Raw genomic sequence first — 18,556 nt, forward strand, 5'->3', positions numbered from 1 at the left:
ATTATCTTTTCAATAAGAGATAGTATAGACAGATACGGGACCCAGCAGGCCGGATGATTGTAATCCGCTGTCTTTATTATACGGATTGACAGGGCACCAGGTCTGACGCTGATCTTCCGGAAGCATACTGTCCCCGGTCAGACGGTTTACCCAGTTATTGACAACCGATATTTCTATACTGTTTTCTCCTTCATTTATATAGTTGCCGATTTCTACCCGCCACGGCGCTGTCCATACACCACCTGCATATTTGCCGTTTACGGAGACTTTAGCCATTACCATTGTTTTACCTAAATCGAGATAATAGGATTTGTCTTTCGCAATGTTTGCTAATGTCACATTATTCTTATAGACGGCTGTTCCGGAGTAATATTTTATACTGTCATTATCTGATAGCGTCCAGTCCTGAAGCGTATTCATTACTACGGGTTTTACTGGGCCTCTCATTTTTGAGTCGAAAGTAACAGTCCACGGAGAAACAACAGGTTGTACAGGTTCCGGCGCCGGGTAATTTATATTCACGTCTCCTCCCGGTGATTCCTTAGAAGGTTCACGGAATATAATGAAAGCGCTTTCGGTAGGTTCCAGTTTAAGGGGTAATATGGTTTTGCCGTCTTTTACTGTATATGCTTTCAGCTTCCGGACAGTAGCCGTCAAAGGGTCCCACAATTCCGGTATTTTCCCTTCTATCCTGAATTCAGGATTTATGGAGATCGTTTGTCCCGACTGGTTTGATAGAAAGTACATATCCCCGTCATTTTGTGTACGATGGATAAACAGTACAGGATCATCCTGTCCGGTTTTAAAATCCGGAATTATTTTCAGCATGTCAAATAACTCCTGCATCTCCATACCGGAGGCGATCATACCTTTTCCGGTTTTTGCATATCTGGTATTTATTCCATCTATACCATTCCATAGAGAAGCAGCAAGCTGTTTCACTTCATTGTCCGCCGCGGGATAATTCTCGTAACTTGGAGATCGTGTGGGTGCAGGGCCTATAACTACCGCGCCGTCATTCACTAGTTGGGATATTCTCTTTAAGAGTTCAGGTCGCATTGTTTCCTGCCGGGGCAATACGAGCACTTTATATTTCATTCCGTCCGGTAATACGATATAACCGTCTTTTACCTGAGCCCGTGTCATTAAAACTTCCGCGTTTATATAGTCAAAAGAATAACCTTTCGGTAAGGCAGGATCACAGACTCCGGTCATTTTAGGGGCGTCTTCACCTATAAAATAAGCCACATCGGCGACATAAGTGCCCTGCTGTAACATATAATTGCACCGTTTCAGGTACCGGAGAAATATATCCATATCATAGAACCATGTATTCTTACGGTTAAATTCATTTCCGAACCATGCGTTCATGCCCGGGTTTTTATCCTCATAAGGCTGGTGAACATACACATGCAACAGTGTACTATTTATGCCTTCTGTAAAAAAACGGTCGCCACGCTGCTTCAGCAACTCCGGGTAACGGGCAAAATGGGCGCCTCCCGCAGTAAAGGACTCCGCGAAGATCTTCTTTTTGCCATAAATATGCCCGCAGGAAGAAGCCGCCTTGTTTTCTATATCGCCAAGGGTGCCTTCGCTCCAGAATTCGCCACCTATCTCGTCCGACTGGCCGCCATACTGCAAAAATTCACCGGGGAATCCCCAATGACCATAATTTTCGAGCCATGTTTTTAAGCCATGTTTGCTACCTGCTTCACGGAATCCTCCCACAAAGTCATAGGCTACTTTATCTGCCACAAGCCGTCTTAAATCCCACAGGAAACGATCTGTGATGTCGCGGTTGCCGACTACATAGCCGCTGAATGCAGGAATAAAAGGAACGGGATCATAATTATATCTCTTTTTGAAGTCTTCAATAAAACCGTCGGTCCAGTTCTGCCCTCCTACTTCATAGCTATCCTGCACTATAACTTTCCAGGTCTTCCTGTCTTCGGCAGGAATGCGGCGTATTATCTCACCCATGAATGCGTCGAAATGAGCCGCAACATGCTTTTTACTCATTTTATCAATTTCCAGACCTTCACCTTCAGCCGATGCGGGGGAGTTGCGTGTGCCCGTCGGAACCATTCCCGCACGGATAATCTTCCAGTCGCCTTCCGGAACTTTCCACTCCAGATTACCATCTTTATCCATATACCGGGTAATATCAATGATTTTAGCCGGATCGACAAGAGATGATTTATTGCCGGTTTCGGGTTGTTTGTCCCACATATATTCATGCCAGTACGGAAGCGGGCTTTGGAACATTTTGCCTAACGTTTTTTCTACATAGCGCTCCTCTAATGTTTCTGCAGATAACGAAAGTTCCGCTATGCCACAGTTTTGGTTCGCGTTTGTAAATATTACCCTGAAATCTTTACTCTCTGTTTCCGGAACAGCCATTACTACGGGGCCATATGGGTTGAATCCGACCTGTACGCTTGCATTCGTGCGGTTGATATTGAATTTTCGGACAGCGTTGTATTGCCCGTTACTGTCTTTTACGGATAATTCAATATCCGCGTTTATGGGATGCCGGGTGGGCAAAACCGATATAGACCTTAATACATAAGGTTCCGGATTTTCAAAATCTACTGTAACGGTTCCGAACGATTCCAAATTGATTCCCGTATCGGGATTTCCGTCTGCAATGTAGGATATATCCCTGATCTGAGGAGTCGATTTTATTTTAGCAATTGCAGAGTTCAACGGTAGAAGTGATTTGTCGTAAGGAAAAGCCAGAACTTTTACATCCTGAAAATCGCCATCCGGCTTTTCCAGCTTCGTGCTTAATGCAAGCGGGCCTGTAACGGACAGTTCCGATACGGCAAGATAGCGCATCGACTGACCGGGTGTTACCCAGGGGCCTCCCGACTGGCTCCAGCCCGGGCCATTGAATATTCCTATTTCTATATCTAATTCTGTCGCCTTTTTCAGTGCAGTGTGCATTATGTCCCACCACTCGTCGGAGAGCAGTTTTACATTCCCGTATGGAATATCATTAGGGCCTAATCCTATATTTCCGATAAAAGCTCTGTTAATACCGACCTTCTTCATGGCTTCAAGGTCTTTTATAACACCTTCTTTTGAGATGTTGTCCGATATCCAATACCAATATACAGAGGTTTGCACCTCCCCGGGTATATCTTTAAAGTTTTTTTCTATTTCTGAAAAACTTACAACGGAATTTTCTTTATTTTCAGAAGACAAACAGCTTGTCAGAAAGAAACATATTAAAAATGTTCCGGTAATTAAATATAAAAACTTTATAATTTTCATACCTGTGATCTTTGATGCTGTTTATTTCAATATCTGAGGTAAAATTATAGAAATTATCAGTACAAGCAACCCTATAACCAGTATAGTGATCGTCTTCTGCCCCGAACCTTTCCATTCTTTCAATATAATACCCCACAGGTTACTGAACAATACGTTCAGCGACATCAGGATACTCCACGAGAATGCCATCATTACACTACCCGGCTCAAAGAAGCTCTGACCGATACCCAATCCGAAAAACTGGGAATACCAAAGCAAGCCGGCCAAAGCACAGAACATAAGGTTGTTTATCCAGTTCGCACCTGTGATGGACGTGTAATCTCTAAACGATTTATTCTTATAATTCTGATAAAGGCAATAGACTGCATTGGTGATGAAGCCGCCCGTAGTAACAAGTAATATAACCGGGTTGAGAGCCAGCAGGGTGCTTGCTCCGGCTTCCAGCAATTGAGCCTTGATCGGCGCACCGGCTTCCAGCCCGAGGTTGAAGCAGGCACTCATTACCCCTGCGAGAAGCGCGATAAGGATACCTTTTTTTAGGGCGAAATCCTTTACCGCCTTTTTCTTTTCCTCCTCCGACATATTACGGGATTTCAATGCTCCGGCATATCCGATTATAGCGATACCTGCAATAGCTATGGATACTCCGATAAGAAGAATAAGCCCGTTGCCTTCAAAAAGGTTCTCTCCTTTGAGCAGAGCCGGAATCAATGTCCCGAAGGCCGAGCAGGTACCCAGCGCCAGCGATTGCCCCAAAGCAATACCCAAATAACGCATACTAAGGCCGAATGTAAGTCCTCCTATTCCCCAGAGAACACCATATCCTATTGGTTTCAATATGGTGTCCCCTCCGGAAAACAATAGTTCGGTAAGTGAAAAACCGGAGGGGACAGCCAATAAGGCTCCTATTAAAGGAAAAATCAACCAAGCAAAAATTCCTTGTATGAGCCAAAAGCATTCCCACGACCAATTTTTGACTTTATTGATCGGTACATAAGAACTGGATTGCCCAAGGCTTCCTATTGCAATTATTATTAACCCTATGATTGTATTCATGTTTCTTAGTTATGAGTAATAAGTAATAAGTTATGAGTTGCTTACGCCTTATTACTCATAACTTACTACTCACTACTAATTTAACGTTTCGATGTTACGTCCTTTTCATACTGCTGTATTTCGCCGATATAATCTTCTCCGACAGCAATATTGTTTTTCAGGCAGAAGTAATCCCATACGGCATTCCAAGGCAAGCCCTTAGCTTCTTCGAGCAACGCGAGACGTTCAAAGTATTGTCCGTTGGCTTCGTATTCGCGAAGTTTGGCGATCGGCTCGAGCAATCCCTGTAGGAACGCTTTCTGAGTAGAGCGGATACCGATTGCATAGGCACCGATACGATTGATGGAAGCATCGAAAAAATCCAGTCCGATATGCACTTTGTCCAGTGCATCGGCACGTACGATTTCTTTTGCCAGGTCGATAGTCTCATCATTAAGCAATACGACATGGTCTGAATCCCAGCGCACAGCGCGGCTAACATGTAACATGATTTCAGGAGTGAAGATAAGTAAAGATGAAATCTTGTCGGCTACGCTTTCTGTCAGATGGAAGTGTCCCATATCCAGTGTAACCATCTTTTGTTTTTTAGCCCCATAACCCAAATAGAAGTCATGTGAGCCTACTGTATAACTCTCGAGAGCGATACCGAATAATTTAGACTCTATACAGTCTTTCATGTTTTTATATTCTTTCGCAAATATCTGGTCTAAAGAATTTTCCAGTAATGAACGATACAGATAACGGTTTACAGTTATATCTTTCGATCCGTCATGTACCCAGATATTCATAATGCATGGGTCGTTCTGGAATTTACCCATTTCTTCCGAAATGGCACGGCAACGTTTTGTGTGTTCGATCCAGAAATCACGGATAGACTTGTCGGGATTGGCCAGAGTGAGGTCGCCGCTCTTAGGATGTCCGAATGATGTGGAGTTGAAGTCCAGTTTCAGGTCTTTCTCTTTCGCCCATTGCATCCAGCTTGTAAAATGGGATGGTTCAACTTCATCACGGTCTACGACCTTTCCTCCGAAATCGCCATATATTTCGTGCAGGTTGAGACGGTGTTTGCCGCCTACCAGTGTCTGCACCTTTTCAATATCGGCACGCAGTTCATCGATGTTGCGGGCTTTTCCCGGATAGTTTCCCGTAGCTTGGATACCGCCTCCACCGAGATTACCCAGATTTTCAAATCCTGTGACATCATCCGCCTGCCAGCAGTGGATGGATATTTGTATCTTTTGCAGTTTTTCGAGTGTTGCGTCTACATCTACGCCAATTGCAGCATAACGTTCTTTTGCTATTTCGTACGATTTTTGTACCAGTTCATTTTTTTTCATGATTATATAATTTAATGTTTCAAGATTTCAAAATTGACTCTGAAGATGTCTCGACTATTTATTTTAACCACAGAGTAAAAGGAGTTTCACGGAGTTTTTTATCTTTATGAACAGAAACAAGCCTGTTTTTAATTCAGTTTTCAGAGTTTCAAGATTCTTCGTGGCTTTGCCCAACTCCCCTAAGGGGGATTTAGGGGGCTAATAAGGTGAGGAAATACTGATATTTTTCATCCCATTGCTCGCTATCTTGCGGGTCGAAGGTTTCGGGACTAACACTGTTGCGGATAACGTCTCTTATTTCCTGTAAAGAGCTGACTAATCCTAGTCCTTTCGCCTGCATCATAATATTGCCTATTGCTGTGGCTTCCCCGGGACCTGCTACTACGGGCATACCGATTGCATTGGCTGTCATCTGGTTCAGCAATTTGTTTTGTGAGCCGCCGCCAATCACATGCAGTTTCTCTATCGGGAAAGGCGCTACCTTTTGCAGGCAACCCAATACATATTTATATTTAAGCGCCAGGCTATCGAAGATGCAACGGATAAATTCCGCGTCGCTTTGGGGTGATTTCTGGTTCGTTTTCTTACAGAAGTCAACTATCGCCTTTGTCATACATTCGGGATTGGCAAATGAAGGATGATCAGGGTCTACCAACGATTGGAAGCCGTCTACTGAACCGGACAGGGCTACAATTTCAGGATAAGTGTATTGCCTGCCGGCTATCTCCCATTCTTTACGGCATTGCTCCAGAAGCCACATGCCTGTTATGTTTTTGAGAAAACGGACTGTGCCGTCTACACCACCTTCATTGGTGAAGTTCATTTCAAATGATTCTTCGGTCACTATGGGGTCATTGACTTCGATACCCATCAGCGACCATGTGCCGGAACTCAGGTATGCAAAATTTTCATTTTCGGCAGGTACGGATACCACGGCCGAGCCTGTATCGTGTCCTGCAATGGCAATGACGGGTGCGTCGGTTATTCCGCATTCATGCGCTAAAATACTGTTCAGATTACCGATTATCTGTCCCGGCATAACAACCGGAGGAATAATAGACGGATTAAGGCCTATTGCTTCCAACAGTTTATTTTCAATCTTTTTCGTAGTAGGGTTTAACAACTGTGCAGTGGATGCAATGGTGTATTCACATACTTTTTTCCCTGTGAGCAGATAGGACAATGCATCGGGCATAAATAATATTTCCTTAGCGGTTTTCAGTGCCGATGAGCCTTCTCTTTTAGCGGCATATAACTGGAACAGGCTGTTGAAATTCATTATTTGGATGCCTGTCAGTTCATATACTTCTTTGCGTGGTATGATCTTGAAATACTCGTCGGGTATGCCTACCGTATAAGGATCACGGTATGAGCGCGCTGTGCCTAAAACAGAACCGTCTTCGCCCAGATATACAAAGTCTACGCCCCATGTGTCGATACCGATGGCATCTACTTTTATATTTTGGGACGAGGCGACGCGCATGCCATCCTTCAATGCTTCATACAGGGCAAATACATCCCAGTAATATTTGTCGTGGATGTGTATTATCTTGTTCGGAAAGCGAGTGAGTTCTTTTAGCTCTACTTTGCCGTTACATAATGTGCCTATAATGCTGCGCCCGCTGGTGGCACCAATGTCGAATGCAAGAAAATTGTACGTGTTGCTCATGATTTCAGATTAGTTTTCATGATACAAATTTAGATTTTAACTAGACCTGCGAATTGCACAAAATGATATACAACCTTGAAAAAATGATAAATCTTATTTTCAGGAAACAAATATATTCTGTTAGTATTTTCTTATTACTTTATCTATAGTATAGCTGATAGCTTTTGACAGTTATCTGAAGTTCTTTGACAGATTTAGTTTAATATGCCAATTAGAAAATGTGCCTATGTGCCAATTGAATAAATGTGTAAAGTTTGTCAGGTTTTTGATTTATGTAGTGGTGTATCCTTGTGGTCTCCTGAAATGTAAAAATAAAAATTGACAGGAATAAAGGTGCGTAAAAGTTGTCAGATCTGTCAGGTTTTAACATTTCTGAATATGGTGATTGATATCGAAAGCGGGCAAGTACAAGGGATTGCCCTTACGAGAGGGAGGGGAAAGTGATAAAGAAAAATATCTGCAAAAGTGTAACTTTTGTAACTTTTTTATTTCTACGGTTTCGAAATTAATCTGTTATTCAGTATTATATCAAAAACCTTATCTCTTAGGTTGCGAGCGACAGGTACTTTGTGAGTGCCAATATTCAGCAGATTCCCTTCAATGGACTTTATGTGCTCGATATTTGCAATATAAGACCTGTGAACTTGTAAGAAATTTTCGCCGGGTAGGAAATTCAGCATATGTTTGAGGGTAGTATAAACAATTTCTTTAGAAGATGTAGTATATATAGTTATATAATTCTCCATGCTTTCTATAAACAGAATCTCTTTCAGCAGGATTTTCTTCAGTTGTTTATCGCTTTTGACAAAGACATATTTCTCTCCGGTATTTTTCGTTTCTTTTTCCAGCAAATCGTGAACTTTATTCACTGCTTTCAGAAAACGCTCGAAAGATACAGGCTTTAAGAGATAATCGACCACATCCAGTTCGTAACCTTTGAGCGCATACTGTTCGTAGGCAGAGATAATGATTACTTTAGGTGGATTGTGAATACTGGATAGTAATTCGATACCCGACATATGAGGCATTTCGATGTCGAGAAACAGCAGATCGGGTTGTGCTGTTTTCAGCATTGTATTCAGCTGGATAGCATCTTCGCATTCTCCGGTTAGAGTGAGAAAGTCTATCTTCTCTATATAGCTGCGCAAACCTTTTCTGGCTATCGGTTCGTCGTCTGTTATGATACATTTTATTTCCATGTCAGTTGGTTTCAATTATTAATTCGGCAAAGAAAGAGGTGTCTTTCTGTTCTGTTGTGAGGCTATGTTTATCAGGGTATAAGAGTTCGAGCCTTCTTTGCAGGTTATTGATACCTATGCCTTTGTCTTTTCTGCTGTCGGGTATAGGTTGAGGTATTGAGTTTTCTATCCGGAATATGATTTGATTTACTTCGGATCTGATGCTGATATTCAGATAATATTCTCCGCCTATATACTTGAACGCATTTTCTATTAATGGCTGGAAAAGCAGGGGCTGAATCTTCTGTGTATTCAGTTGAGGGTCGAAATCGGTCTTTATAACCAAACGCTCATTTGTGCGTAGCTGCTGGAATTTGATATATGTTTCCAGATATTCTATCTCTTGCTGCATGGTTACTTCATGTTTGATACCGTAGAGCTGGTAACGGAGCAAGTCGGATAGTAACTCCGTCGTTTTTTTTGCGGCTTCCTGTTCTTCATCTATTTGGAAATAGACTGTGTTTAGTGCATTGAACAGGAAATGAGGATGGTATTGGGCCTTCAGAAAATCGAGTTCGGCTTCAAGCTGTTTATTCCTGAGCTTTTCCAGTTGCAGAGCCTGCTCATTATAACTTTTGTGGATCTGAGTATTCCGGATCATAGCATAGTAGAATAACCCGATTGGAATAACCACGACATAGGCAATAATAAAGTCGACAAGATAATTGGGGTATTCGATAAAATAGTGTGCTACAACTAAAGAAATATTCGTACCGATGAAAATCAACAGGCCAATCCAGAGGTAATCTAAGAACGATTGACGGCCTTTTTGTATATCATTGTTCTTACGTCTGATATGGTACCTGAGACCAAAATCGAGGAGGTAGCAACCTGTAATTGAGATGATAAAATCCTTTAGATTGATTGCCGCGGCTCTGTTCCAGAACGGGCTGGATGTAGAGATGTCCGAAATCAGGCGGATACCTGTTGTGGTGACAAGTGCCAGTAAAAAGGGCGATATCCAGCGGAGTATAGAGTTCATTGCTTTTTAATATTTTGTCAGAGTTAGTCCGGAATAATAACCAGCGTAACCGAAAAGACGTTATCCATATTTGTTATATCCAGACTAAATTTGCCGGGGTACAGTATTTCAAGCCTTCTTTTAAGGTTTTCTATGCCGATCCCTTCTCTCTGTCTATTGTTTGGTACTGTGACAGAAGCTACGGAGTTTTTCACAGTAAGCGATACTTTATTGTCGGATAGCAGTAAATCGATAGATATCCGGTATTCTCCCCCGACATGTTTGAATGCATTTTCCAAAAGTGGCTGAAAGAGTAAGGGGTGTATCTTCTGAGTGCTTAACAACGGATCGAAATAGTATTTCAACACCAGCCTGTCGCTCATTCGCAGTCGCTGAAACCTGATATACGAATCAAGATATTCGATTTCGTGGCTTATATCCACTTCTTGGTTCTTGTCGTATAATTGATATCGCAACAAGTCGGATAGAAGCTCTATGGTTTGTTTTGCCGTGTTATTTTCGTCGTGAACCTGAAAATATACAGTATTCAGTGCGTTGAACAGAAAGTGGGGATGGTACTGTGCCTTCAGGAATTTCAGTTCGGTTTCCAGTTGCATTGTTTTTACCTTTTCCAGTTGTGACTCCTGTTCCCGTTGATATTTGTATGTTACATCACTTCTTATTATAGCATAGTAAATAAGGAAGAGGGGTATATAAATCACGTTTGCTATGGCATAGTCTGCCAGTCCATTTCCCAGAAATACAAACCCCAGATGCGACCAGATATACATATGCAAATTGAGAAATATAAACATGCATAGGCAAACAATACCATATTCTTTGAGAATTGACCGGCTGTCCTGTGCAGGCTTCTTTTTCTTCTTGAAATAAAAGCGGCAGATAAGATCGAACAGGTAACAGGATATTATGGAAGAGAGTTGCGAAAAGATATGTGTACTACGCTGGTCTCCCCATAGACTTTCATCCTTAGGAATGTCGGTAATTATCCTTACAGCAGCAAACATGACTATGCCGTATAAGAAAGGAAAAATCCGGCGTAAAATTGTATTCATCTTCTACACTATATAGATTGTGCAATATAATACAAAGTTATGGATTTTTCGCTTTAGGTTTCATGCCAAATAAGGGTCTTATCAACGGATAGCGTCTTATCCCGAATTCGTAGATAATCCATGAGATACCGAATGTGCCGATTGACAAGATAGAGAATTTAGCGAAGAAGCCCATGTCTATATCTTTCAGATAATAGCATAAACCCATCATGACGGTTTGATGCAGGATAAAGAACGGATATACAGCCTCATTGGCATATGATAATATTTTGCTTGGTTTGTTGAAGTATATAGCTGAATAAGCAAACAAAGTAAGAATCCATGACCAACTGTTGAATACCCGCACCAGAGCGGTAATATATTCTTTTCCGGCAAAATCACCTGTAATGTACCACAGGCACATAAGTAACGGGAATGACATAATACCACTTACCAGATATTTCTGCCTGTTCTGAGTGACTGATGTCCAGAATGCATCCTTCAGGGATATAAGTAAATATCCGAAGAAAAAGAGAGTTCCGTAATTTATCAGATTATACCAGTCGTTTATCAGTCCATTTGTTTGCGGATAATAGGGTGCCAGTAATATCTGCCATAAAAAAAGAGGTACTGTGAAAATGTAGAGTCCCGTATATTTTAGGCTTATGGATTTGATTTTCCGGATTATCCATGTTTCCGGATGTTTTTGCAGATATAGGAATACGGGAACCAGTACGATCGAGAATATGAACAGGTAAAGGATAAACCAGAGATGATGCCACGAAATATTTCCTTCGGGATATACCCCACTTAATGCAACCCGGGGCCAGTAATCGAAGAAATAACTTCCGGCAAATTGTCCTTTATCCAGTCTCTCGAAATAGACCTGAGGAGGGATGATGAATACCATACCTACGATCAGAGGAACAAACAGCCTTTTTATACGCTCTTTGGTAAATTGGAATCCGCTTCTTCTGGTCAGGGCATAATATGTACCCATTCCCGAAATGACAAAAAGCAGGGGAAGCCGCCATTGGTTGAGAAATAGCATCGGATAAGTCAACCCTTCATAGGTAACCGGGTTTTTGATATGGAACCACCAGGGAACGAAGAACATCCCTACATGATAAAAAATAAGTAGTCCGAAAGCGATTACCCTGAGACTGTCGATGTCGTATCTGCGCATAACCATGAAGTTTTATTAGTTTAAATTCTTGATCCAAAACTAGTACTATGCACAAATGCGAGCAAATTAATATGACCAATGGCAGGCTTTTCTTGATGAAATGGAAAATATGCTATAATATTCATTTAAGGCTCTGCAAATAAAAACTATGTACAGAAAAAATATGACATAATAACTAATTACTTATCTTTGTACCCTTATTTATTATAAATAATTCATCTGATAAAAAAATGAGAATTGCTATTGTTGGCACAAGTGGTGCTGTAGGTCAGGAATTTCTTAGAGTTCTTGATGAGCGTAACTTTCCTATTGAGGAATTAGTATTGTTTGGTTCTGCCAGAAGTGCGGGAACTACTTATACCTTTCGCGATAAACAGTATACAGTCAAACAACTGGAGCATAATGACGATTTCAAAGATATAGATATTGCTTTTGTTTCGGCAGGAGGAAGCGTCTCTGTTGAGTTTGCTTCTACTATAACCAAGCACGGGGCGATAATGATAGATAATTCGAGTGCATTCCGCATGGATAAAGATGTGCCGCTCGTAGTGCCTGAAGTAAACGGAGAAGATGCAAAGGTGCGTCCTAAGGGAATTATCGCTAATCCTAATTGCTCTACAATACAAATGGTGGTGGCGATGAATGTGATAGAGAAAATCTCTCATATAAAGCGTGCTTATGTATCAACTTATCAGGCTGCATCGGGAGCAGGAGCCGCTGCTATGGATGAACTTATCAACCAATTTAAACAAATAGCATACAATACGGACGTCACTGTTGAGAAATTTGCCTATCAACTGGCATATAACCTGATTCCGCAGATAGATGTATTTACCGATAACGGTTATACCAAAGAGGAATTGAAGATGTATAACGAGACACGTAAGATAATGCATTCTGATATTGAAGTGAGTGCAACATGTATCCGTGTACCGGTTTTACGTTCTCATTCGGAAGTTATCTGGGTAGAGACAGAGAGACCTGTATCACCGAGCGAAGCCCGCGAAGCATTCTCCAAAGCGGAAGGTGTGATAGTACAGGACAATCCTTCGGAAAAAGAATATCCGATGCCTTTGTTTGTTGCAGGTAAAGACCCTGTGTATGTAGGCAGAATCCGTGAAGATATTGCCAATCCGAACGGGCTGACATTCTGGGTGGTGGCCGATCAGATAAAGAAAGGTGCTGCGCTGAATGCTGTACAGATAGCCGAGTATTTGATAAAAGAAAAAGCTATTTAAATAGGAAACTTGTTTGTATAATCAAAACAAACAATTATATTTGCATCGCAATTGAGCAAAATGATGCTTTTTGCGATTTCAGGAAGTGTGGGTGAGTGGCTGAAACCACCAGTTTGCTAAACTGACGTACGGGTAACTGTACCGGGGGTTCGAATCCCCCCGCTTCCGCTTTAAGAAAAGACAAAAAGCGACAAAGCTTGGATAAATCCTACAATATCAACGTATTGTAGGATTTTTTTATGTTTTCACCTTTCCTCCGAAAGACATAAAAAAGCCACTTTGAGACAACAATCTGTTGCCAAAGTGTTCACCCCTGCAATTTTATTCGTTCACCCTTGACGTGTCGCAAATTGGTAGTTTGTAGTCCAATATTGGCAGTGCTTATTTTCCTCAAAAACAACAGATTAAAATTAATTTTAACGCTTTAAAAAGAGGAATTATGAGAACATCAAAAAGCACGTTTGCTATCACTTTCTACCTAAGAAAGGACAAAATGAGGAAGGATTCGTTCACCCCTATCTTTTGCAGGATAACTATTGCGGGTGAGGCTGTAAGTTTTAATATCCACAAAGACATCAGAGCCGAGCTTTGGGATATGGAGAATCACAAAGCCAGGAGTAAATCGAGAGAAGCTATAGAGGTGAATCAAACCCTTGATGCTTGTCGTACTATCTTACACAATATGTATCGGGAGATATTCGAGAAAGACAATTATGTGACTGCTGAAAAATTGAAGAATTCTTATCTGGGTATATCAACTGATAACACAATGCTGCTCGTTTTGTTTAGAGACCTTATAAAAGATATAGAAGCTTTGGTAAATATCACTAAGGCAAAAGCAACCTTGCAAAAATATAAAGTGACTTATACAAGGATATCTGAGTTTATGAAATTCAAGTATAATATTTCTGATATCAATGTAAAAGAGATAAAGTATCAATTTATCTGCGATTTTGAAGTCTATCTGAGAACACAAGCAAGCTGTAGTCCTAATACAACAGCAAAGTTCATTCAATTCTTTAAACGAGTGATTCTCATCGCTCAGAATAATGGATGGATGCAACACAATCCTTTTGCAAACTATAAAATCCATTTTAAGAAAGTTGATAGAGGATATTTGACTGACCAAGAACTAGAGATTATTAAAAATAAGGAATTTGATATAGAACGGCTTGAAAAAGTGCGAGATATTTTTGTGTTTGCCTGTTGGACTGGTTTGGCTTACGTGGATACTTATAAACTTACCTATGACAATATAAAAATAGGGGTAGATGGAAAGCCATGGATTATGACTAAACGAGCAAAAACAGATACCATCGTGACTGTTCCATTACTTGATGTCCCTTTAGCAATAATTGAGAAATATAGAGGTAAGCAAGATGACAAAGTATTACCGACATTAAGCAATCAAAAGATGAATTCATACTTGAAAGAAATCGGTACTGTGTGCGGGATTGAGAAACGATTAAGCTTCCACCTAGCACGTCACACATTTGCGAGTACAACCACTTTAGCTAAAGGTGTTTCTATTGAAGCTGTGTCTAAAATGCTAGGGCACACGAATATTCGTACAACTCAAATTTATGCGCGAGTTACCGAAAACCTGATAAGTAACGAAATGAACACACTTTCGACCAAATTGAAAGCCAATAATATTCAATTATCAAAAGCTAAATAAATATAGAGGAATATAAAACCATCAAAAATAATCATATGGAAACAGGATATATAAAATTCACAGATATAGATACCAACAAACCGACCATTGAAGTGAAAATCGTTGATGGTACAGTTTGGATGACAGTAAACGAGATTGCTAATTTGTTTGGGGTATATTCCCCAACAATAAGTAAACATCTCAAAAATATTTTCAAGTATAATTTATTGAGAGAAAGTGATGTTACGAAAGAATATAGATATACGAAAGATGGCGGAGAGTATATTCGTACATATTACAACCTTGAAACAATTATATTTTTGAGTTTTCATATTCAATCACTTTATACCAACTGTTTTCGAAAATGGGTCTTGAATGCTTTTCAGGAATATCGTCAAAAACAGAAAAGCCATGAAGTTATTGTGATATTCAATACAAGTACAAAACAACATTCACTTAAAACATTGAATTAATATGGAATTAGAAGTAATACAGAATCGAATATATGAAATAAGGGGATATAAAGTTATCCTTGATAAGGATTTAGCTGAACTATATGAAGTAACAACTAGCAACTTGAATAAGGCTGTAAAACGGAATCTTGATCGTTTTCCCGAAGATTTTATGTTCCAATTGAATAATAAAGAATTTGACTTGATATTCCAAAATGGAACATCAAGTTGGGGAGGAACAAGAAAGCTACCTTATGCTTTTACAGAACATGGAATTGCAATGTTAGCAGGATTATTAAATAGTCAGAAAGCAATTTCTGTTAATATCCAAATAGTCAGAGCTTTTATTATGCTTCGTCAATATGCTTTGGGGTATGCTGAGCTAAATCAAAAATTAGAAAACTTCATGTTAGAAACGAATCTGCAATTCAATGATATTTACCAAGCATTAACAGAATTAGCCAGTCAGAAGGGACAAGATACAAAATCAAGGAAAAGGGTTGGTTATGTAAGAGATGAATAGACATTATAGTTTCGACTTAATTAATGGGGTAAAAGTATTCTTTTACCCTTTTTTATGCCGTCACTTTTTATCATCTGATAACAAAGGTCTATTTCAAGAATAAAACGCCAATATCAAGCCTTTCAGGTTTTATCGGCAATCTCCACCCGTTGGGTAGTATTCCCTCAAAAATATGGTCTATTTTATTCTTTTCACAGGGAAGGTGTTTATCAGTTGAAAAAAGAAATAATATTCAATGAAGTTGTAGATATATACTTCATTCAGCCACTCACCCATTACTGAACTATAATATTCAACCTGTAATTTATTTGTTCCTTTCTTGATGAGTTATGTCTTGACCTCATGACTTAGTGAAGTCATTCATTCATGAAGCCATGAAGTCAGTATTTATTGGTTGGGTATCAGTCAAGAGCTAACTTATTCACTACATACTTCATAGCTGAAGTAAATACATCAATAATTAGTGAATATTTTAATGAATAAATCCAGTTATGAATTCACAAAAAGGGATGTCAGGATAGCCAAGAAAATTAACTGTCATCCAATGACATCTGCTGTCACCATTTGTCTGAAAACCTCATCATAACCTTTCAATTAACAGACGCTACCTTTGTCGTGTAATGATAATCTCTCAAATAAACTTTAAGGCAATCCATCGGAGGATGGATTTTGGTATTCGTCAGAATACAGCAAGGTATGTTTTGAAGCACTTGAAATAAATTTCCGTGCTTCAAAACCCTTGCCCTTTCAGGGAGAGAAAATCACTCCGAAGTCGTAATTTTTATTTATTAAATCTTTATGTAGTTATGAAAACAAATAATCTTTCTGAAAGAAGAAAAGGAGGGCGGAATCCGAAGAATGATCCTGCAATACATCGTTATGTTATCTATTTGAATAACGTTGACAACGCACGTTTTCTCGCTTTATATGACAAGTCATGTATGAGTGTTAAGGCTCATTTTATTACTTCTTGCATATTTAATAAGCCAATAAAGGTTGTGAAAATCGACAAAGCTGTACAAGATTATTACATGAGGTTAACTACTTTCTTCGGACAATTTAGAATAGTTGGTACGAACTATAACCAAATAGTCAAAGCCCTAAAGTCGAATTTTTCCGAGAAAAAGGCCTTGGCTTTTCTTTATAAACTGGAAAAACAAACCATCGAAATGGTTGTTCTTCAGAAAAAAATTATGGAATTAACTGAGGAATTTGAGAAAAAGTATGGATATATGTGGTTACAGAAGTAAATAGCATTTTCAATTTAGGTATTATTATTCAATTAAAAAAAGTCTTTATAGTTGGTTATCCTTGAGAAATGCACTAACAGTTAAGCGATGAACGCCGAGAATACGGCTGATGGCACTTTTGGAAACTTTCTTATCTAATAGATTTTTTATCTCAATTTCCTTTCCTGTCAATTTTTTCACTTTTGATTTACTTCCTTTGGGACGACCAAGGATAACACCTTCAGCACGTTTTCGAGCTAATGCCTCTTTGGTACGTTGGGATATAAGGTTACGTTCAATTTCGGCTGAGAGACCAAAAGCAAAGGCTAGAACTTTAGAATTAATATCACTTCCCAAGCGGTAATTATCTTTGATTGTCCAAACCTGAATATCACGGTTCATACATTCATTAAGAACACCCATAATCATAAGAAGATTTCTACCGAGTCGAGACAATTCGGAGCATATAAGAATATCATCTTTTCTCATTCTCTTTAATAGCTTACCCAACTTCCTGTCCTGTACACTTTTTGCTCCGGAAATTGTTTCTTCGATCCATTTGTCAATTACCATTACATTTTTCTCACAAAATTGGTTGATTTCAAAACGCTGGTTTTCGACTGTTTGCCTGTCTGTGCTTACACGAATGTATCCATAAATCATCTGCTGTTTGTTTAAATTAAATATATATAAAATTAAAAACAGCAAAAATAGTATATTTTTATTATACTATATAATTATACTTTTTTCCAGCGTTTTTATTAGACAGAATAGTGTTAATTGTGAGTTCAAATCAAATGACAGTTGGATTATACTATCTCCTGTGGAACAGTCTATTAAAATGAAGGTTGAAGCAATTGGGGTACCATTAAAAGACTGGAGAGATATACAAATCAATTATGGAGTAAAAACAGGTTTTAATGAGGCTTTTGTTATTGATGGTCAAAAACGAGAAGAGCTGATTAAAGAAGATCCCAAAAGTGCCGAAATTATAAGACCTATTTTACGTGGCAGGGATATAAAACGTTATGGGTACGAGTTTGCCAATTTGTGGTTAATAAATACTCATAATGGAGTGAAGGAAAAGAATATAAAAGCCATAGATGTAGAGGATTATCCTGCTGTAAAGAAACATTTAGATAAATTTTACCCTGAGCTCGAGAAACGTCAAGACAAAGGTTATACTCCATATAATCTACGGAACTGTGCTTATATCGAGGATTTTTATAAACAAAAAATTATATGGGGAGAGATTTCAGATAAATCTAAATTTGCATTAGATAATGAAGCTTTCTTTCCTGAAGCCACGTCTTTTTTAATGGTAGGGGATAAATTGAAATATATACTAGCTATGCTAAACTCAAGGCTTGGAGAGTGGGTCTTTAATCAGATCGGAACAACAACAGGAGTAGGAACAAATCGATGGAAAAAATATACATTAGAAAAATTATCGGTCAAAATGCCTACAGAATTAGAACAAATACATGTAGAACAAATGATAGATAATATAATTGAAACTCATTCTATTGATGAAATAGAAAAATTAGATAAGTATATATGCCAACTATACAAGTTATCTCAAGAAGAAGTTGAATTTATTGAGAACTTATAAATTGTATTTCTTCTTCAGATAGTCCATACATTGCATATATAAGATTGTCTATTATAGTTTCAAGGACTGT

Annotated in this window: 15 protein-coding genes and 1 tRNA gene; 7 read left to right on the plus strand and 9 right to left on the minus strand. The window is 39.2% G+C overall.

Annotated features, from left to right (window positions below; genetic code table 11):
* Positions 1-9: 9 nt before the first annotated feature.
* From HMPREF9455_RS17465 to HMPREF9455_RS17500, 8 genes are all read right to left on the minus strand, one after another.
* Positions 10-3,276, minus strand: a complete 3,267-nt coding sequence (locus tag HMPREF9455_RS17465; RefSeq protein WP_006801069.1) for a glycosyl hydrolase — start codon at positions 3,274-3,276, stop codon at positions 10-12.
* A 21-nt stretch (positions 3,277-3,297) separates the two neighbouring features.
* Positions 3,298-4,332 (minus strand): L-rhamnose/proton symporter RhaT, encoded by a 1,035-nt coding sequence (gene rhaT, locus HMPREF9455_RS17470; protein ID WP_006801070.1) that lies wholly within the window; start codon positions 4,330-4,332, stop codon positions 3,298-3,300.
* An 80-nt stretch (positions 4,333-4,412) separates the two neighbouring features.
* Positions 4,413-5,669 carry an L-rhamnose isomerase gene (locus HMPREF9455_RS17475; protein ID WP_006801071.1) on the minus strand — a complete coding sequence of 419 codons (1,257 nt, stop codon included), beginning with the start codon at positions 5,667-5,669 and terminating at the stop codon, positions 4,413-4,415.
* 190 nt (positions 5,670-5,859) lie between these two features.
* Entirely contained in the window at positions 5,860-7,338 is a 1,479-nt protein-coding gene (locus HMPREF9455_RS17480) for a rhamnulokinase (protein WP_006801072.1), read from the minus strand.
* Between the two features lie 491 nt (positions 7,339-7,829).
* Entirely contained in the window at positions 7,830-8,537 is a 708-nt protein-coding gene (locus HMPREF9455_RS17485) for a LytR/AlgR family response regulator transcription factor (protein WP_006801073.1), read from the minus strand.
* A gap of 1 nt (position 8,538) precedes the next feature.
* Positions 8,539-9,558 carry a sensor histidine kinase gene (locus tag HMPREF9455_RS17490; RefSeq protein ID WP_006801074.1) on the minus strand — a complete coding sequence of 340 codons (1,020 nt, stop codon included), beginning with the start codon at positions 9,556-9,558 and terminating at the stop codon, positions 8,539-8,541.
* Between the two features lie 23 nt (positions 9,559-9,581).
* Complete coding sequence (locus HMPREF9455_RS17495; protein WP_006801075.1) at positions 9,582-10,610, minus strand: sensor histidine kinase; 1,029 nt, start codon at positions 10,608-10,610, stop codon at positions 9,582-9,584.
* Positions 10,611-10,647: 37 nt separating this feature from the next.
* Positions 10,648-11,775 (minus strand): acyltransferase family protein, encoded by a 1,128-nt coding sequence (locus HMPREF9455_RS17500; protein ID WP_006801076.1) that lies wholly within the window; start codon positions 11,773-11,775, stop codon positions 10,648-10,650.
* A 230-nt stretch (positions 11,776-12,005) separates the two neighbouring features.
* Between HMPREF9455_RS17500 and HMPREF9455_RS17505 the strand changes: the two genes are divergently transcribed.
* From HMPREF9455_RS17505 to mobA, 6 genes are all read left to right on the plus strand, one after another.
* On the plus strand, positions 12,006-13,013 hold the full coding sequence (locus tag HMPREF9455_RS17505; RefSeq protein WP_006801077.1) for an aspartate-semialdehyde dehydrogenase: 1,008 nt from the start codon (positions 12,006-12,008) through the stop codon (positions 13,011-13,013).
* A gap of 81 nt (positions 13,014-13,094) precedes the next feature.
* Positions 13,095-13,181: transfer RNA gene (locus tag HMPREF9455_RS17510), tRNA-Ser, on the plus strand.
* A 271-nt stretch (positions 13,182-13,452) separates the two neighbouring features.
* Entirely contained in the window at positions 13,453-14,691 is a 1,239-nt protein-coding gene (locus HMPREF9455_RS17515; protein ID WP_006801078.1) for a site-specific integrase, read from the plus strand.
* Positions 14,692-14,726: 35 nt separating this feature from the next.
* A complete protein-coding gene (locus HMPREF9455_RS17520; protein ID WP_006801079.1) occupies positions 14,727-15,143 on the plus strand; it encodes a virulence RhuM family protein in 417 nt (138 codons plus the stop codon).
* Between the two features lies 1 nt (position 15,144).
* The gene (locus tag HMPREF9455_RS17525) at positions 15,145-15,645 is read left to right on the plus strand and encodes an ORF6N domain-containing protein (protein ID WP_006801080.1); all 501 of its coding nucleotides are present in this window, start codon (positions 15,145-15,147) and stop codon (positions 15,643-15,645) included.
* An 806-nt stretch (positions 15,646-16,451) separates the two neighbouring features.
* Positions 16,452-16,895, plus strand: coding sequence for a conjugal transfer protein MobA (gene mobA, locus HMPREF9455_RS17530; protein ID WP_006801081.1), 444 nt, complete (start codon positions 16,452-16,454; stop codon positions 16,893-16,895).
* A gap of 45 nt (positions 16,896-16,940) precedes the next feature.
* Here the strand turns inward: mobA and HMPREF9455_RS17535 are convergent, their stop codons facing one another.
* Positions 16,941-17,537 carry a master DNA invertase Mpi family serine-type recombinase gene (locus HMPREF9455_RS17535; protein WP_006801082.1) on the minus strand — a complete coding sequence of 199 codons (597 nt, stop codon included), beginning with the start codon at positions 17,535-17,537 and terminating at the stop codon, positions 16,941-16,943.
* Positions 17,538-17,715: 178 nt separating this feature from the next.
* Between HMPREF9455_RS17535 and HMPREF9455_RS17540 the strand changes: the two genes are divergently transcribed.
* Complete coding sequence (locus HMPREF9455_RS17540) at positions 17,716-18,486, plus strand: TaqI-like C-terminal specificity domain-containing protein (RefSeq protein ID WP_085930901.1); 771 nt, start codon at positions 17,716-17,718, stop codon at positions 18,484-18,486.
* Positions 18,487-18,556: the final 70 nt, after the last annotated feature.

Origin of the sequence: Dysgonomonas gadei ATCC BAA-286 (assembly GCF_000213555.1) — a bacterium.
GTDB classification, from domain to species: domain Bacteria; phylum Bacteroidota; class Bacteroidia; order Bacteroidales; family Dysgonomonadaceae; genus Dysgonomonas; species Dysgonomonas gadei.